This window comes from Dactylosporangium cerinum (assembly GCF_042653625.1).
Lineage (GTDB): Bacteria > Actinomycetota > Actinomycetes > Mycobacteriales > Micromonosporaceae > Dactylosporangium > Dactylosporangium cerinum.
Genome location: NZ_JBHSIU010000011.1, coordinates 205,302 through 229,571, shown reverse-complemented (window position 1 = coordinate 229,571; position 24,270 = coordinate 205,302). Strand labels below are relative to the sequence as shown.

The 24,270-nt window shown below is 73.7% G+C and carries 20 protein-coding genes; 9 read left to right on the top strand and 11 right to left on the bottom strand.

All coding sequences use genetic code 11. The features are described from left to right. Positions 1–67 precede the first annotated feature (67 nt). Positions 68–574, top strand: coding sequence for a hypothetical protein (locus ACFPIJ_RS09935; protein ID WP_380114405.1), 507 nt, complete (start codon positions 68–70; stop codon positions 572–574). Between the two features lie 62 nt (positions 575–636). Here the strand turns inward: ACFPIJ_RS09935 and ACFPIJ_RS09930 are convergent, their stop codons facing one another. Continuing rightward, the gene (locus ACFPIJ_RS09930; protein ID WP_380114404.1) at positions 637–2,019 is read right to left on the bottom strand and encodes an AAA family ATPase; all 1,383 of its coding nucleotides are present in this window, start codon (positions 2,017–2,019) and stop codon (positions 637–639) included. A gap of 75 nt (positions 2,020–2,094) precedes the next feature. Next, positions 2,095–3,012, bottom strand: coding sequence for an SDR family NAD(P)-dependent oxidoreductase (locus ACFPIJ_RS09925; protein WP_380114403.1), 918 nt, complete (start codon positions 3,010–3,012; stop codon positions 2,095–2,097). A gap of 110 nt (positions 3,013–3,122) precedes the next feature. Here ACFPIJ_RS09925 and ACFPIJ_RS09920 point away from each other — a divergent pair, with 110 nt between their 5' ends. Continuing rightward, positions 3,123–3,692: a TetR/AcrR family transcriptional regulator gene (locus tag ACFPIJ_RS09920; protein ID WP_380114402.1), complete on the top strand. Its 570-nt coding sequence runs from the start codon at positions 3,123–3,125 to the stop codon at positions 3,690–3,692. Here the strand turns inward: ACFPIJ_RS09920 and ACFPIJ_RS09915 are convergent. Beyond that, positions 3,646–4,836, bottom strand: a complete 1,191-nt coding sequence (locus ACFPIJ_RS09915; RefSeq protein ID WP_380114401.1) for an MFS transporter — start codon at positions 4,834–4,836, stop codon at positions 3,646–3,648. The genes ACFPIJ_RS09920 and ACFPIJ_RS09915 overlap by 47 nt on opposite strands. A gap of 197 nt (positions 4,837–5,033) precedes the next feature. Beyond that, positions 5,034–7,322 carry an MMPL family transporter gene (locus tag ACFPIJ_RS09910; RefSeq protein ID WP_380114400.1) on the bottom strand — a complete coding sequence of 763 codons (2,289 nt, stop codon included), beginning with the start codon at positions 7,320–7,322 and terminating at the stop codon, positions 5,034–5,036. 106 nt (positions 7,323–7,428) lie between these two features. On the opposite strand from ACFPIJ_RS09910, the gene ACFPIJ_RS09905 reads away from it, so the two are divergent. Continuing rightward, a complete protein-coding gene (locus ACFPIJ_RS09905; protein ID WP_380114399.1) occupies positions 7,429–8,610 on the top strand; it encodes a M20 metallopeptidase family protein in 1,182 nt (393 codons plus the stop codon). On the opposite strand, the gene ACFPIJ_RS09900 is transcribed toward ACFPIJ_RS09905, so the two are convergent. The 3 genes from ACFPIJ_RS09900 to ACFPIJ_RS09890 all read right to left on the bottom strand — a co-directional run bounded on the left by ACFPIJ_RS09900 (position 8,594) and on the right by ACFPIJ_RS09890 (position 12,766). Further along, positions 8,594–9,418, bottom strand: coding sequence for a TolB-like translocation protein (locus ACFPIJ_RS09900; RefSeq protein WP_380114398.1), 825 nt, complete (start codon positions 9,416–9,418; stop codon positions 8,594–8,596). The two genes, ACFPIJ_RS09905 and ACFPIJ_RS09900, sit on opposite strands and share 17 nt — an antisense overlap. 258 nt (positions 9,419–9,676) lie before the next feature. Next, positions 9,677–9,946 carry a GlsB/YeaQ/YmgE family stress response membrane protein gene (locus ACFPIJ_RS09895; RefSeq protein WP_380114397.1) on the bottom strand — a complete coding sequence of 90 codons (270 nt, stop codon included), beginning with the start codon at positions 9,944–9,946 and terminating at the stop codon, positions 9,677–9,679. A gap of 72 nt (positions 9,947–10,018) precedes the next feature. Then, entirely contained in the window at positions 10,019–12,766 is a 2,748-nt protein-coding gene (locus ACFPIJ_RS09890; protein ID WP_380114396.1) for a beta-L-arabinofuranosidase domain-containing protein, read from the bottom strand. A gap of 189 nt (positions 12,767–12,955) precedes the next feature. On the opposite strand from ACFPIJ_RS09890, the gene ACFPIJ_RS09885 reads away from it, so the two are divergent. The 3 genes from ACFPIJ_RS09885 to ACFPIJ_RS09875 all read left to right on the top strand — a co-directional run bounded on the left by ACFPIJ_RS09885 (position 12,956) and on the right by ACFPIJ_RS09875 (position 17,377). After that, positions 12,956–13,537: a TetR/AcrR family transcriptional regulator gene (locus tag ACFPIJ_RS09885; RefSeq protein WP_380114395.1), complete on the top strand. Its 582-nt coding sequence runs from the start codon at positions 12,956–12,958 to the stop codon at positions 13,535–13,537. Next, positions 13,534–14,175: a maleylpyruvate isomerase family mycothiol-dependent enzyme gene (locus ACFPIJ_RS09880; protein WP_380114394.1), complete on the top strand. Its 642-nt coding sequence runs from the start codon at positions 13,534–13,536 to the stop codon at positions 14,173–14,175. Before ACFPIJ_RS09885 ends, ACFPIJ_RS09880 begins: the two co-directional genes overlap by 4 nt. A gap of 154 nt (positions 14,176–14,329) precedes the next feature. Continuing rightward, positions 14,330–17,377, top strand: coding sequence for a helix-turn-helix transcriptional regulator (locus ACFPIJ_RS09875; protein WP_380114393.1), 3,048 nt, complete (start codon positions 14,330–14,332; stop codon positions 17,375–17,377). Between the two features lie 79 nt (positions 17,378–17,456). Here ACFPIJ_RS09875 and ACFPIJ_RS09870 read toward each other — a convergent pair whose 3' ends face one another. Continuing rightward, positions 17,457–18,062 (bottom strand): VOC family protein, encoded by a 606-nt coding sequence (locus ACFPIJ_RS09870; RefSeq protein ID WP_380114392.1) that lies wholly within the window; start codon positions 18,060–18,062, stop codon positions 17,457–17,459. 178 nt (positions 18,063–18,240) lie between these two features. Between ACFPIJ_RS09870 and ACFPIJ_RS09865 the strand changes: the two genes are divergently transcribed. Next, on the top strand, positions 18,241–19,647 hold the full coding sequence (locus tag ACFPIJ_RS09865) for a TerD family protein (protein ID WP_380114391.1): 1,407 nt from the start codon (positions 18,241–18,243) through the stop codon (positions 19,645–19,647). Positions 19,648–19,651: 4 nt separating this feature from the next. Here ACFPIJ_RS09865 and ACFPIJ_RS09860 read toward each other — a convergent pair whose 3' ends face one another. Continuing rightward, entirely contained in the window at positions 19,652–20,611 is a 960-nt protein-coding gene (locus tag ACFPIJ_RS09860) for an NADP-dependent oxidoreductase (protein WP_380114390.1), read from the bottom strand. A gap of 89 nt (positions 20,612–20,700) precedes the next feature. Here ACFPIJ_RS09860 and ACFPIJ_RS09855 point away from each other — a divergent pair, with 89 nt between their 5' ends. Next, positions 20,701–21,300, top strand: a complete 600-nt coding sequence (locus ACFPIJ_RS09855; protein ID WP_380114389.1) for a TetR/AcrR family transcriptional regulator — start codon at positions 20,701–20,703, stop codon at positions 21,298–21,300. Between the two features lie 263 nt (positions 21,301–21,563). Here the strand turns inward: ACFPIJ_RS09855 and ACFPIJ_RS09850 are convergent, their stop codons facing one another. Next, positions 21,564–22,796: a glutamate-cysteine ligase family protein gene (locus ACFPIJ_RS09850; protein ID WP_380114388.1), complete on the bottom strand. Its 1,233-nt coding sequence runs from the start codon at positions 22,794–22,796 to the stop codon at positions 21,564–21,566. A gap of 76 nt (positions 22,797–22,872) precedes the next feature. Next, positions 22,873–23,142: a hypothetical protein gene (locus tag ACFPIJ_RS09845; RefSeq protein ID WP_380114387.1), complete on the bottom strand. Its 270-nt coding sequence runs from the start codon at positions 23,140–23,142 to the stop codon at positions 22,873–22,875. A gap of 108 nt (positions 23,143–23,250) precedes the next feature. On the opposite strand from ACFPIJ_RS09845, the gene ACFPIJ_RS09840 reads away from it, so the two are divergent. Further along, positions 23,251–24,147, top strand: coding sequence for a hypothetical protein (locus ACFPIJ_RS09840; RefSeq protein WP_380114386.1), 897 nt, complete (start codon positions 23,251–23,253; stop codon positions 24,145–24,147). The last annotated feature ends 123 nt before the right edge of the window (positions 24,148–24,270 follow it).

The window sequence follows — 24,270 nt, the reverse complement described above, 5'->3', positions numbered from 1 at the left end:
TCGTGGTCCCGAGTCGCACCTCATCGCCATCCTGAACCTGCGGTTCACGCGAATCGAGGGAGTGGTGATGCGTCGACACGGTTCAGCGGTTTCCGGGTTGCTGGTCGCGCTGCTGGCGCTCAGCGGGTGCGGCACGGACCACCGGCCGGGTGGCACCGGCCGTACGGGGCAGCCGGCCACGGCCGCGACGCCCGGACCGGCGACGTCACCGACGTCCACGGCGCCGGTGAGCTTGCAGGCGACGTTCACCGCCCCGAAGCCGGCCCACGTGCTGCAGATCGAGGTGCGCTCGGCCACCCGCACCGGCGACCGGATCGCTCTGGTGCTCGCCGGCACCTACGGCGGCACCACGACCACCCTGTGGACCTCCACGACGGTCAGGGCCGGCACCGCGGCCGCGAGTTGCAAGGTGAGCGCCGACCCCGGCTTTCCGACCGGGACGCATCGGGCCGGCAGTGTGGTCACCGGCACCTGGGCACTGACCTGCCGGGGCGACGGTCCGGTGCGGCTGGTGGTCGACCCGTTCGGTGGGCTGCTCGACAAGGACACCAGCTTCAAGATCGAGCTGCGCTGACAGTTGATCCCGGGTCAGGTTCGCTGCCGATGACCCACAGGTCACGGACCGCCGTAGCGGTGCTACGCGGTGGTGCCGAGCAGTGCGCGGGTGACCGCCTCGGCCTGCGACAGCATCTCGTCCAGGGCGGCGGCCAGGTCGTCGTCGCCCGGGTCGTGGCCGGACTCCGCGGCGATGAGCACCGAGCGGCGCAGCAGTTCCTTCACGAACGACGCGGTGACCCCCACCGCTCGTTCGGCGGCGCGGTCCAGGGCGGCCGGCGTGAACGGCAGGTCGCGGGCGTACAGGCGCATGAGGCGGCGGCGGGCCTCCTCGTCGGGCAGCGGGATCTCGACCGCCAGGTCGACCCGGCCGGGGCGCTGCGCCAGGGCGGGTTCCAGCACGCCGATCCGGTTGGTGGTGAGCAGGAACGCGACGTCCGCGTCGTCGCCGAGGCCGTCGAGGGTCTCCAGGACCTCGAACAGCAGCGGCTGCGGCCCGTGCTGCAGGTCGCGGTTCTCCGCGACGAGGTCGCAGTCCTCGAGCACGACGAGGGCCGGCTGCAGCGCCCGCGCCATCTTGGCCGCCTCGGCGACGTAGGCGATCGCCGGGCCGGCCAGCAGCACCACAGTGACGTCCGGGAGGTTCGACAGGAGGTACCGCACGGTGTGGGTCTTGCCGGTGCCGGGCGGCCCGTACAGCAAGAGCCCGCGCTTGAGGTGCTGCCCGGCGGAGCGCAGCCGGTCCCGGTGCGCGGCGATGCCGGCGACGTGGCGGTGCACCCGCTCCAGGAGTCCCACCGGCAGGATGATGTCGCCTCGCCCCACCGCGGGACGGCGGTGGAACGTGATCTGGCCGACACCGCGCTCGTACGCCGAACCGCCCAGCGACAGCACCTGCCCGCGCAGCACCGAACGCTCCAGCATCAGCGCCCGGACCGTTTCGATCAGCTCCGCCGCGGCACCGTCGACCGGGGTGACGATCTCCATCCGGGCCGTGGGCTGACCGAAGCGGAGATCGGCCGAGCGTTGCAACACCGCGACCGGCGCTCCGTCGTACACGAACAGCCGCAGTCCGAACGACACGGCCTGACGCGACGTCTCCGGCCCGGTGGCGATGCTGGCGTAGTCCACGGCGGCGACGGGGTACTGCCCGTACCGCCCGGCGTTGTGCAGGATCTCGCTCAGCGACTGGTGCCGGCGCTGCTCCCCGCCACCGACCCCGATGATCTCGTGCGCTTCGCCGCGGCGCTGCACCTCGTCGAGCGCGATGTCGAGGTCGGCGAGCTGGTGCGGCGGGACGTCCTCGGTGACGACGGGCAACCGGCGCGGGTCGGCGCCGAGGTGTTCGCTCAGGACCGGCAGGAGCGCCGGGCCGTGATCGTCCTGCCGGGCCTGGTGCTGGCTGACGACCTCCTCGAGGAACACCTTGAAGGCGGTGACGAAGTCCGACGCACGCTCATCCATGGCGCTCCCCCGAGTCTGTGGCGATGCCCGCCGATGCATCATCCCGCACCGGCCCTGCCCAGCCTGTCCCGTCGATCATCCCAGTCGTGACAGCTCGGTCGAGAGCTGCCACAGCCGGGCGGCGGCAGCAGGGTCCAGGGCGTAGGCCGCCACGCCGCGGCGGATGCCCGGCTGGTGCGGGCCGGCTTCCTGGCAGTCCTCGAAGTAGCGGCCGGTGACGCCGTCCACCAGTGGGGAGCCGGCCAGCAGGACCGAGGTGGCCGCGCCCTGCTCGATGCTCTTCCAGGACACGTCGGTGCTGGTGGGGTCGAACGACGCCGGTGCGTTGCCGAGGTCGCCGACGTGCCGGCCGAGGTTGGTCGCGGTGATCCGGCCCGGGTTGAGTGCGTTGACCGCGATGCCGTCGCCGGCCCACCGCCGGGCCGCTTCCACCGCGAACAGGACGTTGGCCGTCTTGGACTGGCCGTAGGCCAGCCACGGGTCGTACGGGCGGCGGTCGAAGTTGACGTCGTCGAAGTCGACCCCGGCGTTGACGTGGCCGACCGAGCTGACGACGACGACCCGGGACGGGCCGGCGGCGGCGAGGGCGGCGTGCAGCCCGGTCGCGAGCGCGAAGTGCCCGAGGTGGTTGACGGCGAACTGCAGCTCCCAGCCCTGCGCGGTGCGCAGCAACGGGGGCGCCATGATCCCGGCGTTGTTGACCAGCGCGTGCAGCGGGCCGGACCAGCCGGCGACGAACGCGGCCACCGAACCGGGGTCGGCGAGGTCGAGCGGGGCGACGAGCACGCGGCCGGCCGTGGCGGCGGCGACCCGCGAACCGGCGGCGACGTCCCGGACGGCGAGGGTGACCTCGGCACCGGCTGCGGCGAGGGCCCGGGCGGTCTCGGCGCCGAGACCGGACGACGCGCCGGTCACGATCATGCGCTTGCCGCTGAGGTCGACGCCGGCAAGGACCTCGGCCGCCGTGGACGTGGCACCGAATGGGATGGGCATGGCAGCACCTCCGTGGGAGTTACGCTAGAACCGGACCCGCGTCCGGTTAGCTCCGAGCGTAACCGGACCCGCGTCCGTTTACCACCCGACGGAGCTCGACGGAGGATGCGATGACCGACCGGCCGCTGCGGGCCGACGCCCGCGGCAACCAGCAGCGACTGCTGACGGTCGCCGCCGCGGCCTTCGCCCGGGACGGGACCCAGACGTCGCTCAAGGCCGTCGCCAAGGCGGCCGGCGTGGGCGTGGGCACCCTCTACCGGCACTTCCCGACCCGCGAGGCACTGGTCGAGGCGGTCTACGAGCACGAGGTCACCGTGCTGTGCGACGCCGCCGCCGAGCTGCTGCGGACACTCGGCCCGGCGGACGCGCTGCAGACCTGGATGGAGCGGTTCGTCGACTTCATGGCCGCCAAGCACGGCATGGCCGACCTGCTGCGGCCGGTGCTGCTGTCCGAGGCGGACCGCCTGCACACCCGCGCCCGGCTGCGCGCCGCGATCGCCACGCTCCTCGACGCCGGCGCGGCCGCCGGCGCGATCCGGCCCGGCGTCGACGCCAACGACGTGCTGATGGCGCTCGGCGGCGTGACCATGATCGCCGGCGAGGAGGGGCAGCGCGCGCTCGCGACCCGCCTGATCACGCTGCTTCTTCACGGTGTGCGGGCCCCCGGCCCCACCTCCTGAGACGGGTGGCGACCAGGGTCGCGAGGCCCGCGGCGGCCGTGGGCAGGAACACCGCGGGCAGGATGCCGAGCCCGTCGATGCTCGCCCCCGCGAGCGCCGAACCGGCCGAGCCGCCGACCGCCAGGGCGGTCGACAGCCAGGTGAACGCCTCGGTGCGGCGCCCGGGCGGGGCGGTGTCGTCGACGATGACGTAGCTGGCGGCGGCGACCGGGGTGAGGAACAGGCCGGCCACGCCGAACGCGAGCGCCACCGGCACGAGCCGGCCACCGGTGGCCGCCGCCACGACCGCCGGTGCCGCCAGCGCGGCGGCGAGCCGGGCCAGGGCTGACGGAAACGCGGCCCGGGAGGCGCGGAAGCTGCCGAGCACGCCACCGCAGATCCAGGCGGCCAGCAGCAGCCCGGCGACGTCGGGTGCTCCGGCGTGCGCGGCCAGGCCGGACAGCACGACGGGAAGGGCGCCGAAGATCAGGCCCTGCACCAGGGTTGCGCCGACCAGCACCCGGATGGCCGGCACCCGCAGGGCGCTGCCGGAGCGGTGCGCCCCCGGTGCCGTGCCCGCGTCGACGCGGGCGGCGAAGGCCACGAACGACACCGTGCCGAGCAGGGTCGCGGCCGCCGCGGCCCACAGGGCGGCGGCCGGCGCGAACCAGGCGATCAGCGCGCTGGCCAGCAATGGCGCGATCAGCAGCAGGATCTGCTGGATCAGGGATTCGGCGGCGTACGCGGTGCCGACGGCTGCGCTGTCCGTGACGAGCCGTGGCCACAGCGCCTTCATGCTGCCGGAGATCGGTGGGAACCCCGAGCCGGCGAGCAGGGCGCAGGCGAACAGGGCGGCGGCCGGCGCGTGGCGCAGCGCCAGCAGGGGCAGCAGGGCCAGCGCGACCGCGTACACCACGGCCGACGGGATCAGGATCGCGCCGCGGCCGAACCGGTCGAGCAGGCGGCCCTGGACCGGCGTGGTCAGGGCGTCGCCGAACGCGGTCCCGGCGGCGATGGCCCCGGCGATCGCGTAGGAGCCGGTCGTCTGGTGGATGAGGATGACGACCGCCAGCGGTGTGATGCCCTTGGGCAGCCTGGCGATCAGGGAACTGCAGGCGACGGGGAACGCGCGGCGGGACAGCAGGACGGACAGCACGGCAGGCATGGCAGCACCTCGAGGCTCACGTGGGCACGAAAAAACCGTGCCGACGTAACCCCCCAGGATTTTGTCCTTCAAGGTGTCTGCAGCTATCGCAGTCACGACGCTCGGACCAGCCCCGGGAAGCTGCCCGGCGGAACCCTAGTCGCACATCGGTCGACCCGGTGACGGTACCGCGCCGACCCGAGCGCCCGCGACCCCGCTCAGGCCCGTTCGGGCGGCGCCTCCGTCGACAGGACCGCGGGCTCCGGTGCCCGCGCCGCGGGGACGACGGGCGGCTGTTCGGTGGCGGACGCGGGTTCGACCGCGCGGCCCAGCATGGACAGCAGCATCGGGGCCAGTAGGGAGCGCACGATGAAGGCGTCGATGAGGATGCCGACCGCCAGGGCGAACGCGAGTTCCCGGAAGGGTCGCAACGGCACGAGGGCGAGCAGGCCGAGGCTCACCGCGAGGGTGATGGCCGCGGTACGGATGGCGTGTGCCGACTGTGGCAGCGTGATCGCGAGCGCCTCGCGCAACGGGCGGCCGCGGGCCTCGCGCCAGGCCGGTCCGATGCCGAAGATGTTGTAGTCCGAGCCGAGTGCCACCAGCAGGACGGCCGCCGCGAACGGGACGTAGAAGGTGAGCCCGTCGGCGTGGTAGACGTCCTGGAAGAGCCAGGTCGTCAGGCCAAGGGTGGCGCCGATGGCCAGGACGCTGCAGGCGAGCAGGCCGAGCGGGGCGATGAGCGCGCGCAGGAACAGCATCAGGAACACGAGGTTGGCGATGAGGGCCGCGACGGCGATACGGCCGAGGTCGTGGATCGTCTGGTCGACGATGACCTTGGCGACGGCGGTGTCGCCGCCCATGCTGGCCTGGGTGCCGTCGAGGCCGGCGGTGCGCAGCAGGCCGGGCAGGTCGCGGTCCAGCCGGGTCAGGGTCTGCACGGCGGTGGCGCCGAGTGGTTCGTCGGACAGGACCAGCAGGAACCGCACGGCGGTGCCGTCCTCGGCCCGGAACAGGTTGAAGCCCGGTGGGAGTTCGCCGGTGGCGGGTCCGAGGACGCCGGCGACCCCCGGCACCTGGGTGAGCGCCTGTTGCAGGGCGGCCAGTTCGGTGGCCCGGTCGGCGACGCCGGTGCCCTGCACCAGCAGCTCGGTGGGTGACAGGATGCCGTCCGCGAAACCGGTCTCCGCCTGGGTGGCCGCCTGGCGGGCCGGGTGGTTCGTCGGCAGTGCCTCGACGAACGAGAGGCCGAGCCGCATGTGCAGCGCCGGGGCGGCCATGGTGAGCAGGGCGGCGACGCACAGCAGCAGCATCGGCGCGGCGAACCAGCGGCGGGTGAGCAGCCACGACCAGCCCTTGCGGGGGCGTTCCGGCAGCGCGGCGGCGGCGACGCGGGTCCGCCGGCGGAACGGGGCCCAGAACGCGGCGGAGCCGACGATCGCCAGCAGCGCCGGCACCAGGGTGATCGCGACGAGCATGCCGATGAGGATCGCGAGGGCCATGCCCGGCCCGAACGCCCGGAACGCCGGTGAGTCGGCGACGAGCAGCGCGCCGGTGCCGGCGGCGGCGGTCGCCCCGGCGGTCGCGATGATCGGGGTGAACCGGGCGGTGGCCTGCCGGGCCGCGTCGAGCCGGGACGCGCCTTCGGCCAGCTGTGTCCGCACCGCGGAGAAATAGAAGACCACATAGTCGGTCACGACCCCGAGCAGCAGCGCGACCAGGAGCGGCTGGGTCTCCTGCGGGACCGGCACCCCCAGCCGGACCGCGGCCGCGCCGCCGATGTGCAGCGTGAGGATGATCGCGACGCCGGCGACCGCGAGGGCCAGGACCGGCGCGACGAACGAGCGGAACACGAACGCGATGATCAGGAACACCGCGATGACGGTGATGATTTCGAGCCTCGGCAGGGACGACAGCACGATGCGGGTCTGCTCGACCCGGGCCGGCACGGATCCGGTGATGCCGACCACGCCGTCGTCGGCGTCGAAGTGGTTCGCCACGAACTGTTCGGCCGCCTCGTGCTGGCCGGCGAACGTCACGCTCGGGTCGGTGAACAGCAACGTCACGATGGTCGTGCCGTCCTCGGCGGAGCCGGGGAACAGCCCGAGGGTGTTCATGACCGGCACCGCGGCGACGATCGGCTTGGCGTCCGGGTAGGCGCCGTCGGTGACCGCCTTGGCCCGCGCGACCGCCTTCGTCTGCGTCGCGGTCGACAGCCCGGCCGGGTTGCGCTGCACCACGGCGACCCGGCTCAGCACGGGGAACCCGAACTTGTCGAGGGACTGCAGCTCGCTGCGGACCGCTGGGTTGTCCACCGCGATCAGCTGCTCCAGGTCGTTGCCGCCGGTGCCGTACGCCGGGAACCAGGCGACCGTCGCAGCGACCGCGGCCACCCAGAACGCGACGATCAGCCAGCGCAGCGCGACGACGGCTCGGGCGTACCACTGCAGCAGCCGGCTCGGGTACCACCGGCTGCGGGGCGTGCTGGGCGTGCCTGGTTCGGTCACCGGTCGTGCTCCGATCGTCCGTCGCGTGTGCACGCGGTTACCCTGCGCGGGACAGACGGAAACGGATGTCCTGATGGACGCGGGCCCGGGCGGTACCGTCTCAGGGATGGGACTGCGTGAAGACCTCATCGAGCTGCGCCGCGACCTGCACCGCCACCCCGAGATCGGCTTGGACCTGCCGCACACCCAGCGGCGGGTCCTCGCGGCGCTGGAGGGCCTACCGCTGGAGGTGAGCACCGGGACCGCGCTGTCGTCGGTCACGGCGGTGCTGCGCGGCGGGCGGCCCGGGCCGGTGGTGCTCCTGCGCGGTGACATGGATGCCCTGCCGGTCGCCGAGCTGGCCGACGTGCCGTTCGCGTCCGCGGTCCCCGGCGTCATGCACGCCTGCGGTCATGACCTGCACACCGCCGGTCTGGTCGGGGCGGCGCACCTGCTCGCCGCGCGGCGCGAGGAGCTCGCCGGCGACGTCGTGTTCATGTTCCAGCCGGGCGAGGAGGGGCACAACGGCGCCGGGTTGATGATCGACGAGGGGGTGCTGGAGGCCGCCGGGCGGCCGGCCGACGCCGCCTACGGGCTGCATGTGGTGACCGACTTCCCGCGGGGCGTCTTCGCGGGCCGGCCCGGGCCGCTGATGTCCGCCGCTGCGGGGCTGTTCGTGCGGGTCGTCGGCGCGGGCGGGCACGGTTCGGCGCCGCACGACGCCCGCGACCCGATCCCGGCCGCCTGCGAGATGGTGCTGGCGCTGCAGACGATGGTCGGGCGCCGGTTCAGCCCGTTCGAGCCGGTGGTCGTGACGGTCGGCGCCTTCCACGCGGGCACCTTGCGCAACGTCATCCCCGACGAGGCGGTCTTCGAGGCCACCGTGCGCACCTTCAGCGCCGACGCCGCGAAGCAGATCGCCGAGGACTCGGTCCGGCTGTGCGAGGGCATCGCGGCCGCACACGGGCTGCACGCCGACGTACGTTTCGAGACCGAATACCCGGTGACCGTGAACGACGACGCCGAGTTCGCGTTCGTCGCCGACACCGTCACCGGCCTCTTCGGCACCGATCGGTTCCACCACATGGAGCACCCCGACCCTGGCTCGGAGGACTTCTCCCTCGTGTTGCAGCGGGTGCCGGGCGCCTATCTCTTCCTCGGCGCCGCGGGCGGCGACGACCAGCCGGTGGTGCACCACAACCACTCGCCGCGCGTGGTCTTCGACGACGACGTCCTGTACGACGGTGCCGTGCTGCTCGCCGCACTGGCCGAACGGCGCCTGGCGCGGAGGGTCACCGAAGCGTCGTGACGGAGACCCGCAGCACGTCCTCGAGCAGCGCCTTTCCCGACGTCGGTGCCGGATACCAGGCCAGTCGCAGCGCCTGGTCGGAGTGCCAGGCGACGGCGACGGGATTGGCGGCGGCACCGACGTCCGCCCGGTGGCGCAACCGCCCGGACGCGACGTCGATGACGTCGATGACGAGGTGGCCCGCCCGCGGGTAGGCGACGGCGAGGAGGCGGCCGTCCGGCGACAACCGCACGACGGTGTGGCTGTCGCACGGCGTCGGCGGCGCGACGGTCGTCGTCCGGCCGGTGGGCACGTCGTAGACGGCGACCCTCGGCGTGCCCTCGCAGGTCGCGGCGTCACTGAACAGCACGCGACCGTGGTCCAGCTGGGCGACCAGCCCGGCGCCGCTGGGCCTGGCGGTGAAGCCCAGGTCGATGGCGACGTCGGTCACCTTCGTCTCCGACCCGTCGGCGAGCGTGTGCGCCATGACGGCGTTGCCCCGGCGGAGGAAGGCGCGGAAGTAGTCGACGCCGATCAGCTCGACGGGGTGGCACTCGCCGCCGACCTCCCGGGACAGCCCCGGGGCGCCGTCGGCGGCGAAGGTCTCCAGCCGCAGCTCGGTCTCGCCCGCACAGGCCGCACCGCCCGGCCGCGGGCGGCGGACCAGGGCCGCGACACCGCCGTTCGGCGCCGGCACGACCCGCAGCACCCGGCCGTCGCCGGCGAACCCGAACGGCACCAGGGCGTCGTCGCCGCGCAGCTCCGCGTCTTCGGCGAACACGACGACCGCGCCGGGCCGCGTCGCCGAACGCGCGCAGGGGCCGGACACCGCGGGACCGAACGTGTGACACGTTCGCGTCCATATCCGGTTACACGTGGATGTCAGCCGATCGGTTCCATCGGATCCGGCGCGATTGCTCAGGCGTCCGTGGCCCGGTCGAAGATCAGGTCGAAGTCCTTGCGCCAGGTGACGCCGCCGTCCTCCGACGCGTCCCAGTCCGGTCCGCCGTCCACCCTACGAGTCACGGCGGCGGCGCGGGCCGAATGGCCCGCGCCGCCGCTGCATCGTGACGTCGGTGAATGGCCGTTACACCCTGCGACGGCCGTAGAAGCCCGCGACCCCCCAGACGCCGATCGCGGCAAGGACGACCTGGATGGCGATCTCGATCCAGTCCACGCCGTCGGTGTCGGCCCAGCCGGCCCCGCGGGCGATGGCGGTGCCGATCAGCGCGGCGACGATGCCGATGACGATGGTCAGCCAGATCGGAATGTTCTGCTTGCCGGGCACGACCAGGCGCCCCAGCGCGCCGATGATCAAGCCCACGACGATCGCGGAGATGATGCCGCCGACGGTCATCTGATGCCTCCAAGTACCGGGGGTTGCGGTTCGCGGAGATACGTCCCGACCCGCGCGAATCGCAAACCCCACCTACACGAATCGCCAGAGGTGGTCGTTGGTGCCGTTGTCGTCCCAGATGAGGACCTGGGCGCCCTGGGCGGTGGAGGCACCGTTGACGCCGAGGACCCGCCCGCCGTTCGCGGACTGGATGCGGAAGTAGCCGTTCGCCCCGGCCCGCAGCCGCCAGCGCCGATCGGCGGCGGAGGTGTCGGGCAGTTGCACGGCGCGGGCGCCGTTGGCGGTGCCGGCGTTCTCGACGCCGAGGACCAGGCCGCTGTTGGCGTTGCGCAGCCGGAGGTAGCCGCCGGTGTCCACGACGGCGGTCCACAGGTGGTCGGCGGTGCCGGTGTCGCCCCACTGCAGGACCAGGGCGCCGCTGGCGGTGGACATGTTCGTCACGCCGAGGACGAGGCCGCTGCCGAGGTTCTGGATGCGTCGCGTGCCGTTGGGCACGAAGCGCCACAGGTTGTCGGTGGTGCCGTCGTCGGGTGCCTGGACCGCCTGCGCGCCGTTGGCGGTGGAGCCGCCCTGGATGGCGAGGAGCTTGCCACTGTTGACGTTGCGGATCTTGTGGCCGCCGTCGCCGTTGTCGACGAGGGTCCAGCGGTGGTCGGCGGTGCCGTTGTCGGTCCACTGCAGGACCACGGCGTTGTCGGCGGTCGACATGTTCTGCACGCCGAGGACCTTGCCGGAGTTGAGGTTGCGCAGCCGGACCGCGGTGCCGTCGACGACGAGCTCCCAGTTGTGGTCGGCGGTGCCGCTGTCGGTCCACTGCAACGCCAGGCCGCCGTCGGCGGTCGACATGTCCTGCACGCCGAGGACGAGGCCGCTGGCCGCGTTGACGAGCCGGTAGTTGGCGACGCCGGTGCCGCCGCCCTGGCCGTTGGCGCTCCAGTAGACGGTGTAGTTGTAGCCGTGCGCGTCCTGGAACGGGTTGAGGGCGACCGTGGTGCCGCCGGCGGTGGCGGTGAAGGCCAGCGAGCCCGAGCCGGTCCTGGTGACCGATGACGTGGTCAGCGCCGGCAGCGCGGACAGGGTCGTGTTGCCGTAGTTGCCGGCCAGGACGACCGGGCCGTAGGTGACGGCGACGACGTTGGCGTTGTCGTTGGCGGGCCGCACGGCGACCTGCATGGGCAGCCGGACGGTGACGGTGTCGCCGGAGGTCCAGGAGCGGGTCAGGGTCGCGTACGTCCCGGGGGTGGTCGTGATGCTCTGCACGGTGCCGTTGACGCTGACGGTCGCGCCGGTGGTCCACCCGGGGATGCGGATGCGCATGGTCCAGGAGCCGCCGACGCTGCCGGTCACCTGCAGCGTGGTGGTGTCGCTGACCGGGAACGTGGTGCTCTGCGTGACCGTGATCCCGCGCTGCGACCAGGTCAGCACCGACGGCGCGAACAGGTTCACGGTCAGCGTGGTGCCGTTGTAGAAGTAGATGGAGTCCATCAGCTTCGTGTTGGTCTCCACGCCGGTGCCCTGGCAGCACCAGAAACTGTCGTAGTCGGTGCTCCAGGTGCCGCCGCCCCACGCCGGGCCGACGCCGCGCCGGCCGCCCGGCTTCAGCGGCGTGAAGTAGGTGACGTGGCCGTGGCTGTCGGCCGGGTTCTGCGCGCCGATGAGGTGGTTGAGCAGGGCCCACTCGTAGAAGTCGAAGTAGGCGGCGTTGTTCGGGTCCAGCAGCCACAGCTCGCGCGTCAGTTTCAGCATGTTGTACGTGTTGCACTGCTCGCACGTGTCGTTGGTCAGGTACGCGGCGATCGCGTTGGCCGCCCGGAAGTGCTCTGCCTGGCTGTTGCCGCCGATGACGTACGTGTGCGCGGCGGTGGTGATGCTCCAGGCGTTCGCGGCGATGTCGCGGTAGCGGGTGGTGCCGGTCGCCTTGTATTCGCGGGCCGCACCGATCCACTTCGGCACCTGGGTGTTGGCGTGCAACCCGTTGAGCTGGTCGGAGTTGGACGCGAGGGGGTTGAACACGGCCGCGTGGTCGAAGCGCTGCGCGGCGGTGAGCCAGCGGCTGTCGCCGGTCTGCTGGTACAGGTCGGTCAGCACGGCGTTCATGCCGCCGAACTCGACGTTGAGCGTGGTCTGCTGCTGGCTGGCGCTGAGCCGGCCGGTGCGCCAGTCGACCCAGCCGGCGAGGGCGAGCAGCACGTCGCGGGCCTGGGTGCTGCCGATGAGCCGCCACACGTCCAGCAGGCCGGCCAGGGTCTTGTGGATGCAGTACCAGGGGACGTTGCCGTTGCTGAGGGTGCCGCCCTCCAGGGCGGTGAAGTCGGACTCCGGGAAGCCGGACAGGTAGCCCGTGCTGAAGCCGGCGGCGGCGTTGTTGGCCTGGCAGGCGGCCAGCCCGGCGACCATGGCGGCGGCCTTGTCCCGGCAGGTGGTGTCGCCGAGCACGGCGTAGGCCTGGGCCCACGCGGTCAGCAGGTGGCCCTGCATGTGGGTGCGGAACGGGAAGTTGGGTGCGTCCCAGCCGCCGGTCGCGGCGGCGCCGTTCGTGGACAGCCGGTGGTTGGCCCGGAAGTTGTAGAGCAGCCGGTTGACGTCGACGAAGCGCAGGTAGGCCAGGGTCCGGTTCTGGTTGTCCAGCCAGCGGCCGGTGCTCAGCTGCACCTGCCCGAGGTCGAACGCGTATGCGGACACGCCAATGTCGGCGCGCGCCGGGGCCACGACGGCGGAGGCGGCGGTCGCGCCGCCGAGCAGGGGCGCGGTGGCGGAGGCGACGGCGACGGCGCCGGTGGTCTGCAGCAGCCGGCGGCGGCTGACGCTGGGTTGAGCCATGGGGTGTGGGTCCTCTCAGGCTTGTGTTAACGCTCACACGAAGCGGCGGCAGGTGTGACGTTGCGGAGCGGCGGACTCCTGGCTTGATGCGTTAGCGCTCACATCGATGCCGAGCGTGCCAGAAGCGCCCGGACAGTTCAAGGGTCACTACGATTGCAGTGAATGGCACTACTATCGTAGTATCGGGGTATGGCGAACCGACGCGAGACACTGCTGGACGCCGCGATCACCGTGCTCGGCGAGCGCGGCATCCACGCGCTCACGCACCGCGCCGTGGACACCGCCGCGGAACTGCCGGCCGGCTCCACGTCCAACCATTTCCGCACCCGCGACGCACTCCTCGACGCGGTGGTCGAACGCTTCGCCGCCCGCGAACGCGCCATCTGGGAGGACCTCGCGACGCGACTGGCACCAACCACCCCGCAGGAGTTCGCACAGGCCCTCACGGCGCTCGCGCACGAGGCGACCAGCACGCACCGCACCCTGACCCTGTCCCGCTACGCCATCCTCGTCCAGGCCGGCATCCAACCCGCGCTGCGCGCGCAGCTGCTGGCCACCGGCGGCCGGGTCAACGCGTACTTCCTGAATTGGATGCGCACCGCCGGCTCCACCGACCCCGGCCGCGACGCGCCGATCATCATGAACCACTGGACCGGCCTCGTCCTGCACCAGCTCGCCGTGCCCGACCCGGCGTTCGACCCGACCGCCCAGATCACCGCGCTCGTCACCACCGTCATCCGTCCCCGCACCGCGGAGGTTCCGGCACCATGAACGACGACCAGATCTGGTCCGCGATCCACACCCAGCGGGCCGCAGTGACCGACCTGCTGGAGACCCTGTCCGACGACGAGTGGCGACAGCCGTCGCTGTGCGAGGGCTGGACGGTGCGCGACGTCGCCGCGCACCTGACGATGCAGCAGCTCGGCTTCCGCGACGCGCTCGGCGTCATGCGGCACTGGCGCGGCAACATGGACCGCGCCACGCAGCACGCCGCCCGCGCCCGCGCTGCCACGCTCGGCACCGGCGGGATCGTGGCGGAGCTTCGCCGTACCAACGGAAACAGACGACACAACATCGGCGTCACGCAGCTGGAGGCGCTGATCGACATCCTGGTGCACAGCCAGGACATCGCCGTCCCGCTCGGCCGGCCCTTCGACCTCGCGCCGGACGCCGCGGCGGTCGCGACCACGCGGGTGCTGTCGATGCGGTGGCCGCCGCCGCTGCCGTCGGCCCGCAAGCTGGCCGGGTTCCGGCTGGTCGCCACGGACGTCACCTGGTCGGCCGGGACCGGGCCCGAGATCCAGGCCCCGATCGGCGCGCTGCTGCTCCTGGCGTGCGGGCGGCTGACCGCGCTGCCCCGCGTGTCGGGTGACGGCGCCGCGGACCTGACCGCCCGCCTCACCGGGTAGCCACGCGCAACTGCCGGGATCCGGCTTCCTCGCCGGCGGAGCTTCGCACGGTTGTGTGGCTGTTCCCGCAGTCCGGGAAGCGCGGACCACCGAGCGTCGGGTTCGAGGCACCCACGCCGTTGCCCGGTGTAGGCTCGCCGCGCAGGAGGACAACGTGCGGGGGAACACAAACCGGCCTGAGCTGCGCGGCCGGCGGCGCGAGCGGGCGACGCTCGATCGGCTGCTGCGCGACGTGCGGGCCGGGCACAGCCGGGTCCTGGTCCTGCGCGGCGACGCCGGGATCGGCAAGAGCGCCCTGCTGGAGCACCTGACCAGCGCCTCCTCCACCGTCCGCGTCGCCCGGGCCGCCGGGGTCGAGCCGGAGACCGAGATCGCGTATTCGGCGCTGCAGCAGCTGTGCGCGCCGCTGCTCGGTCACCTCGGCGCACTGCCGGAGCCGCAGCGCGCCGCGCTCGCCACCGGGCTCGGGCTCAGCGCCGGGGATCCGCCGGAGGCGCTGCTGGTCGGGCTCGCCGTCCTCGGCCTGCTGGCCGAGGCCGCGGCGGAACGGCCGCTGGTGTGCGTCGTGGACGACGTGCAGTGGCTCGACCGGATGTCCGAGGTGATCCTCACGTTCGTCGCCCGGCGCGTCGACGCGGAGTCCGTGGCCCTGGTGTTCGCCGCCCGCAGCCCGGGCGGCGACCGGTTCCTGGCCGGCCTGCCGGAGCTCCGGGTCGACGGGCTGCCCGCCGCGGACGCGCGGGCGTTGCTGGACTCGGTGCTGCCGGGGCCGGTCGACGACCGCATCCGGGACCGGATCGTCGCGGAGACCCACGGCAACCCGCTGGCCCTGCTGGAGCTGCCCCGCAGTTCGACGCCGGCGGAGCTGGCATTCGGCTTCGGCTCCCCCGGCCTGCCACCACCGGCCGGCGAGACGCTCGGCGCGCTGTTTGCCCCGGCACCGCCGGCTGCCACGGCGTCCGGTGCGGCGCCGGGTGCGGGTCAGGGACGCGGCACGGCTGACCAGGGCGGTCCGTTGTCCGGCGCGACACCGGCGGCCGGCACGGCACCGCCGGCTGGTCAGGATCTCGGCGCGTCCGCCGCGGCAGTCGGCACAACACCACCGACCGGTCAGGAACCTGGCGCGGGCGGTGCGGTGTCCGGCGCGACACCGCCAGGCACAGCGTCGTCCGTAGCGACACCGCCGGCCGGTCAGGGACCCGGGGCGGCGTTCGGGACGGGGCCGCTGGCCGGTCAGGTCGAGGATGGGTTCCGGCGGCGCATCGCCGCGCTGCCGGCGGACACCCGCCTGTTGCTGCTCGCCGCCGCCGTCGAACCGGTCGGTGACGTGGCCCTGCTGTGGCGGGCCGCCGGACGGCTCGGCGTCGGCATGGACGCGGCCGCCCCGGCGCAGGCGGCCGGTCTGGTCGACATCGGCGCGCTGGTGCGGTTCCGCCACCCCCTCGTCCGCTCCGCCGCCTGGCGGGCCGCGGACCCGGCGACGCTGCGTGACGTGCACCGCGCCCTGGCCGACGTCACCGACCCGGACCTCGACCCCGACCGGCGCGCGTGGCACCGTGCGCACGCCGCCGCCGACGCCGACGAGGACGTGGCCGGCGAGCTCGAACGTTCCGCCGACCGCGCGCTCGCCCGCGGTGGCCGGGCGGCGGCCGCGGCGTTCCTCGAACGCGCCGCCGAGCTGACCCGCGACCCGAAGCACCGTTCCGCGGTGCTGCTGGCCGCGGCGAAGGCCCGGCTCGACGCGGGCGCGGCCGCGCTCGTGCCCGACCTGGTGTCCGCCGCGGAGCTCGGGCCGCTGGACCCGTTGCAGCAGGCCGGGGCGGAGCGGCTGCGCGCACAGGCCGCGCTCGCGCTCAACCCCGGCCGCGCGGCCGGGCCGCCGCTGCTGGCCGTCGCCCGCCGGCTCGAGGACCTGGACTCGGGGGCGGCGCGGGAGACGTACCTGGCGGCGGTCGGCGCGGCCGTGCACGCCGGCCGGCTCGGCGGCGATGACCTGCGCCGGGCGGCGGAGGCGGCGCGGGGCGTGCCGGCCGGGGACGACGCCACGGGGCGGCTGCTCACCGGGCTGGTGGCCTGGGCGCTGGACGGACCCGGCCCGGCCGTTCCGGAACTCCGGCTGGCCCTGGACGCGATCGACCCGACCCGTGACCTGGACCTGCTGTGGCTGGCCGCGCCCGCGGCGCACGAGGTGTTCCAGGCCGGCACCGCCCACCGGCTCAGCGCTCAGGCGGTCGGCTTCGCCCGGGCGGCCGGTGCGCTGTCGCTGCTGCCCGCGGCGCTCACCTTCCACGCCGGCACGCTGGTGCTGATGGGCCGGTTCGCCGACGCGGCCGACGTGCTCGCCGAGGGTGAGGCCCTCGCGTCGGCCATCGGGAGACCGCTGCCGCCGGAGGCGTCGCTCACGCTCGCCGCGTACCGCGATCCCGAACCCGAGGCGTTGCGGCGCATCGAGGACGCGGTCGCCGACGCCGAGGCGCGCGGCGAGGGCATCCTGCTCGGGCAGGCCTGGCTGGCCAAGGCCGTGCTGCACAACGGCACCGGCAACGCCCCGGCCGCCCTGCACGCCGCCCGGCAGGCGGCCGACGGCGCGGAGCTGGCCCTGGCCGGGAGGGTGCTTCCCGAGCTGGTGGAGGCCGCGGTGCGAGCGGGCGAACCCACCGTCGCCACCGGCGCCCGGGACCGGCTCGCCGAACTGGCCACGGCCGCCGGGACCGACTGGAGCCTCGGCGTCCTCGCGCTCGCCGACGCGCTGACCGCCGCGCCGGGACGGGCCGAGGCGCACTATCTGGAGGCCGTCGCGCGGTGCGACGCGGCTGGCCTCGGCCTGCTCACGGCCCGGGCCCGGCTGCTGCACGGCGAATGGCTGCGCCGTGAGGGACGCCGCGCCGACGCCCGTGCCGAGCTGCGCGCCGCGCACGACGCCCTGGCCGGCATGGGCGCCGGCGCGTTCGCCGGGCGGAGCGCGCGGGAGCTGGCCGCGACCGGCGAGACGGTCCGCAAGCGGTCCGACGGCCCGTCGGACGAGCTCACGGCGCAGGAGACGCAGATCGCCCGGCTGGCGGTCGCGGGGCAGACCAACCCGGAGATCGGCGCCGCGCTGTTCCTGAGCCCGCGCACGGTCGAATGGCACCTGCGCAAGGTCTTCGCCAAGCTCGGCATCACCTCACGCCGCGAGCTCGCCGCCGCTCTGCGCGACGGATGAACCGGGCCGCCGGCCAGCGCACCGGATGAGCCGGCCCAACCGACGGGTGAACCGGGGCCTGCCAAGACCGGCCGGGCCGTCAGGCGCCGAGCCCGGCCGCCTTCGCCATGTACGCGGCGTACCAGGTCGGCCAGTCCGGATCCTCGCGGCCGATCTCCTGCTCGTGCCGGCCGTGTGCCGCCGCCGCCTCCCGCAGGGCGTGTTCGAGCTCGGCCGTCGAACGGTAGATCGCGTGCTCGACCCGCCCCGGCAGCCGCCGGGTCACCTCCTGCAGCACGAACGTGTTGCCGTCCGGGTCGGTGAACGTCGCGAACGACGCGTACGACTGCCGCTCCGGGTCGGGCCCGGGCAGCCGCCCTTCGGTGCCGGCGTGGTGGAACACCCCTCCGGCGTCGTGGAACACCTCGCTCACGTCCACACCCCGGGTCGCGAGGTCCTTCTGGGCCCTGACGACGTCGTCGACGACCAGGTACACGCCGCGCACGGAGCCCGGGGCCGCGTCGGTGACCCGGCTGCCGAAGATGATGGACGCGGTCGAGCCGGGCGGGGTGACCTGAACGACCCGGAACCCACCCTCGCCGGAGAAGTCGGCGTTCTCCCGGAAGCCGATCCGGTTGAAGAACTCCTTGGTACGGTCGACGTCCGAGACCGGCAGGACGACGATCTCGAGCTTCAGATCTTCCATGTCAGCTCCTCCATGGTGCCGAACGGGCAGCGCCTGCACTGCCCACTCCGGCCCGCATCTACCGCACCACCGGCCGCCGGCGATCCGGGCCTGGTGGCGGCGGGTGCCGGTGGGTGGCGGTGTGCCACCTGGTCCGGTGTCCGTCGTATGGTGGTCCTCTGACGGGGAGGATGGTCCAATGTCGATGCTCAAGGGTGCGAACCTGCCGGTGCTGGCGACCTCGGTCCGGGCGGTGCTGGGCTGGCGCGGTGGCGCCGGGGTGCCGGACGCGGACGGGTCGGCGTTGCTGCTGGTGAACAACAAGGTCCGCAACGACGACGACTTCGTGTTCTACAACCAGCCGCAGCATCCGGGTGGTGCGGTGCGGCACGAGGGCAAGACCGGCGGTGCCGGCGGCCCGGTGACCGACACCCTGTTGGTGGATCTCGCCCGGGTCGAGCCGGCGGTGGAGCGGATCATCCTGGCCGCGTCCGCGGACGGCGGGACGTTCGGGGCGGTGCCGGAGCTGCACATCCGCCTGCTCGACGCGGTGTCGGGCGCGGAGGTGGCGAGGTTCGACAGTCCTGGCGCGACAACGGAGACGGCGTTCATCTTCGGCGAGTTGTACCGGCGGGCCGGCGCGTGGAAGTTCCGGGCCGTCGGGCAGGGGTACGACTCGGGCCTGGCCGGACTGGCCCGCGACTTCGGCATCTCCGTCGACGACGCACCGGCCCCCGCGCCCGCAGCGCCCACACCCGCACCCGCACCCGCGCCCGCCACTGGGGGCTGGCCGTCGGTGACCGTGACCGGGCCGAACGGGCAGCCGCAGCAGGTCGCGCTGCCGGGGACGTACCCACCGCCGACCGCCCCGCCGCCGGTCGCTCCTCCGGTCGCGCCGCCCGTCGCTCCCCCGGTCGCGCCGCCCGTCGCACCGCCCGTCGCTCCCCCGGTCGCCGCCGCTCCGGTGCGGCTGACCAAGGTCACGCTCACCAAGCAGGCGCCGACGGTCTCGCTCGCCAAGCAGGGCGGCGGTTCCGGGGCGCTGCGGGTGAACCTCAACTGGACCATGCGCTCCATGGCGAAGCGCGGCCTGTTCGGCAAGTCGAAGGCCGCCCAGTTGCCGGACCTCGACCTCGACCTGTGCTGCCTGTGGGAGCTCACCGACGGGCGCAAGGGCATCGTGCACCCGATCGAGAACAACTTCGGCGCGCTGCACCAGCCACCGTACATCCTGCTCGACGGCGATGACCGCACCGGAGCGTCGGAGTCGGGCGAGAACCTGACGATCAACCTCGACCACACCGCCGACTTCCGCCGGATCCTCATCTACGCCAGCATCTACGACGGTGCCGAGTCGTTCGCCGGCCTCGACGCAGTCGCCACGCTGTATCCGCAGCACGGCGCCCCGATCGAGATGCGCCTCGACGAGTGCACGGTCCAGTCGCGGGCCGCGGCCCTGTTCCTCATCGAGAACGTCAACGGCGAGCTCGTCGTGCGGCGCGAGTCGCGATTCATCGTCCAGGCGCCCAACCAGTTCCGGAACGAGGCCGTCGACCTGGCGTACAACTGGGGCATGAAATGGGTGGTCGCCAAGCCGAAGGAGTAACCGGTCACGCGACGACGACGAGCTTGCCGGTGGTGTGCCGGCGGTCGAAGTCGAGGCATGCCTGCGCGGCCTGGTCGAGGGCGTACCGTCGGCCGATCGTGGCCCGCAGGCTGCCACCGGCGGCGAGCTCGGCGACCTCACGCATCCCGCCCAGGGCGCCCTCCATGTCCAGGACGAACCGCAGGTCGACGTCGTCGCGGCCGATCCAGTCCTGCTGCGGCACGGGATAGGTGATGGTCAGCAGCCGCCCGCCGGGGCGCACCGCCTTGGCCACGCCGGTCAGCTGGTCGCTGGGCAGGGTGACGTTGAACGCGGCGTCGACGTCGACCGGATAGTCGCCGTAGCCGATGATCTCGGTTGCGCCGAGCTCGCGGATCAGGTCGGCGTCCTCGGCCGTCGCGGTGGCGATGACCGTCGCACCCGCGGCGGCGAGCACGGGGACGAGCGTGGTGCCGACGCCGCCGGTCGCGCCGACGACCAGGACCGTCTCGCCGGGCCGCACGTCGGCGGTGGCCAGCAACGCCCGGACCGACAGGCCGGCGGTGGCGAGGGCGGCCGCCTGCTCGGCCGTGACGCCGGCCGGGCGGTGCGTCACGAACGGGGTGTCGGCCTCGACGACCACGTATTCGGCGAGGGAGCCGGTGCTCATCGACGGGCGCGGGCCGAGCATCGCCCGCAGTGCCCGCGGCGCCGCGTAGCCGAACACCTCGTCGCCGGCGGCGTAACCGGTCACCCCGGGTCCGACCTCGCTGACCGTGCCGGCGAAGTCGTTGCCCGGCACGTGCGGGAACGACAGCGGCGCGACGTCGCGGAACCTGCCGCTCGGGATCACGATGTCGCCCGGGTTGATCGACGCCGCAGCGACCCGGACCAGCAGCTGCCCCGGGCCCGGCCGCGGCGCCGGAAGCTCGCCCACCAGGTACTCCTCCGGCGGGCCGTAGTTGTTGACGACGACTGCCTGCATACCATCCTCCATAAACGGACCGTGCGGTCATGTTGTCTCGCCGACCATAGCCATAAACGGACCGCGCGGTCAACTTGTACGATGGCGGCATGACCGACACCCGTCCGCCGCGCGCCGACGCCGTGCGCAACCGGGCGGCGCTGCTGGCCGCGGCCGCGGACGAGTTCGCCGAGCGGGGCATGGACGCGTCCGTGGCCGACATCGCCCGCCGGGCCGGCGTCGGCAAGGGCACCGTGTTCCGCCACTTCCCGACGAAGGACGACCTGATCGCCGCGATCGTGCTCGACCGGGTCGGTGAGCTCACTGCCGCCGGCGACCGGCTGCGCGACGCGGCCGACCCGGGCGGCGCGCTGCTGGAGTTCCTCACCATCGCCGCGCAGCAGCGGCAGCAGCGGGACCTGTCGTTCCTGCACGTGGCCGGCGACACCAACGCCGCCGTGGCCGAGGCGCGGGAGCAGATGTACCGGACCGTGCACGACCTGGTCGACCGGGCCCGCACCCACGGCGCATTGCGCACGGACGTCACCGGCACCGACGTCATCCTGCTGATGTGCGCGCCGAACTACGTCGCGAGCTACGCGCCCGGCGCGTCACCGGACCTGTGGCGGCGATACCTCGGCATCCTGTTCGACGGGCTGCGCCCGCAGGGGGCGCACCCGCTTCCCGAGCCACCGCCTCCGGCCCTCTGACCACCGGCGGCGTCCACCGCGTCTTGCGCGTCCACCGCGTCGGGCGCGCTCACCACGGACCGCGCACCGGCGGCGCCCACGGACGGCGCATCCACCGCGTCCAGCGCGTCGGCCGCACCCAAGGGCTGTGCGTCCACGGGGTTCGGTGCGTCCATCATGGACGGTGCGGGCGCGAACTGCTCACCGAGCCGCGCTGGACGCCGGCGGCGTCCATCATGGACGGTGCAGACGCGCCCGCCCGCCGTGAACGCCGGCGGCATCCGTCACGAACGGTGCAGGTGCGGCCACGCCTGACGGAACCGCTGCTCGACGGTGTCGACCACCTCGTCGTGCAACGGCTCGGGCAGCCCGTCGCGCTCCAGCACCCGCAACGCCAGGTCGAGCACCGCCGGAGCGGTCCGGGCGACGACGGCGTCGGTGAGGCCGTAGCGGGCCGCCTCCAGCCACCGGCCGGCGGCCGGTGCGCACAGCTCCCGGGCCGTGTCGACCGTGGCCCGGTCGGCGAGCAGCGCCGCCAGCACCGCGACCGGCGCGAACCACTCGCCGCCCGGCTGGGTGTCCAGATAGCGGACCTGCAGGTGACCCCGTGGGCGCACGAGCGGGAACAGCGTGCCGAGGTGGTAGTCGAGGTCGTCGAACGTGGGGCGTCCGGGCAGCGCACCGGTGATCCAGTCGGCGAACGTGACACCCGGCCGCACGGCCCAGCTGCCGGTGGGGCGGCGGACGCAGAGCAGGGGCGCCCGCAGCGCATACCGCGCCCACGCCTCCGCGGGGTTGGGGCCGGTCGGCACGGTGCCGGCCCGGCCCGGGTCGATCCCATACCAGGTGCGCATCCGGGTGGAGGCCCAGCCGGTGTCGCGGCCGGCGTGCACCGGGGAGTTGGCGAACACGGCGAGCAGCGTCGGGCCGAGCTCGTGCACGGCGGCCCACCGGTCCGCGAGGCCGCCGGGCGGTCCCGCGTCAAGGCTGGGTCGCAGGCCGGCGGTGCTGCACATCATCGTGCGACCGTCGCTGCTGCGTCGCGCGAAGGACGCGGCCATCGCCTGGTAGCGGGGAGATGAGAGCACCCGCCTCGGCGGGTGGTGCGGGTCGATGCCGACACCGGCGAGGCCGAAGCCGCCGCGGGTGATCAGGTCGGTGAGCTGGCCGAGCTCGGCGTTGACCGTGGCATGGAGCCGGGCGAGGGAGCCCTGCGGTCGGGCGGCGAGGCCGATCTGGCCGCCGGGGGCGATGCTCAGCACGCCGTCGTGCCGCATCGGGTCGTGCGGGCCGTCCGGGTCGAGCGCCGCTGGGGCGTGGCCGCCGAGCGCGGCGGCGAGCGCGGCGGTGTCCAGTGGCCGGGTGGGGTGGTCGGGGGTGTGGACGATGTGCTCGAGTTCGACGCCGATCGACGTGGGTGGGCCGGTCTTGAAGCAGATCGAGGCGATGTAACCCTCGGCGTCCTCGATCTGCCGGATCTCGGCACCCGTGTCGACCGCGTGGGGCGCGGTTCTCATACCCGGATGCTACCCGCGCCACCACCCCAGAATCACTACCTGCACATCGGGCACAACTGTAGGTAAGATGCGCCAGTCACCGGGTCCGCCGAGCCAGCCGCCACGCCGACACCCGGGGGATCGGCCACACCCGCGCCGGCCATCCGCCCCGGTGCCGCCGGCGCCGTCCCATGGCTCGGACGTCACATCCCGTCGGTCGCTGGAGTCGCTGGAACCGCGCGGTGCGGTCGACGCCGTCGCGGGTGACGACCACCAGGCCGCGCCGGTCGAACCCGTTGAGCAGCACGATGCCGCTGGTCTCCGGCAGCAGCTGCGAGGCAACACCGGTCAGCGTCTGGATCGTCACCCGTACCCCCGTCGATCATCGTCAGTGGTTCGACGGTAGCGACGGCAGTGTCATGGGCGCGACCCAGTTTTCATCGACGCCTCGCACCGTGACGCTACGGTGACTGCCATGGACGGCGGACTGCGCGAGGCGTGCGTCCTGGCGATGCGCAGCTACCGGCTGATCGAGGTCATCGCCGACCGCAGCCTGGGATATCCGCCGGCGGTGGCGGTGGGGTGGGCCCTGCGCGGCGACTGGGGCCGGGCGGAGTTCCTGGCCGCGCACATCGGCCTGGCGATCCAGGCGTACGCCGGGCTGGCCGAGGTCGCCGCGGCCGGCGGGGACCGGGAGCGGCTCCGGCGCATGGTGGACGCGACCCGCAACGTGGTGGGGCACGGCGGGCTCGACTGGCTCACCGCCCGCGACCTCTCGGTCGCCGCACGCGCCGCGGCACGGCTGGGAGACGCCGGCCTCGCCCGCGAGCTGTTGCGCGACGCCGAGAAGGTCCTGCGGCGGCCGGCCTCCTCGACAGAGACCGACCTGCGGGCGAAGGGCCTGGCAACGGTCGCCCAGGCCTACGCGGCCATCGGCGACCGGCGGCACGCCAAGAAGCTCATCGCCGAGGCGGAGCACCGGATGGACGGGCAGCGCGGCGACATGCGGGCGTACCACCTGTCGCTGATCGCGTCCGCGTCGGCCGAGGTCCGGGGCGTGGATGCGGCGATGCGGTCGTTCCCGGATCCACGCGAGCCGGTGTACCAGGCCCGCGTCCAGGCCGAGTTCGCCCGCGCCGCCGCGGAGGCCGGTGACCACGCCACGGCCGGCCGGCTGCTCGACTCGGCCGCGGCGCGGCTGCTGCCGGCGGTCCAGGGACAGCGCAGCGTCGTGCACGGCAGGGCCGAGCTGTCGTTGCGGGAGGCTCCGGCTGGGGCAGCCCGCGGTACGCGGGACAGCCGGTGCAGAACCCGTTGGCGTCGACGGCCGTGCCGCCGTACGGCTCACATGGCTGCATGGCCGCCTCCCTGAGCCGGGTGCCGGCGACGGTCGGTGCCGGTCACACCGACGGGTCGCGCAACGGCCGGACGTGGACCCGAGCGGTGGCCGGTGCTGCCTCGCGACGATAGTCGACGATGTCGAGGCCAAAGGACC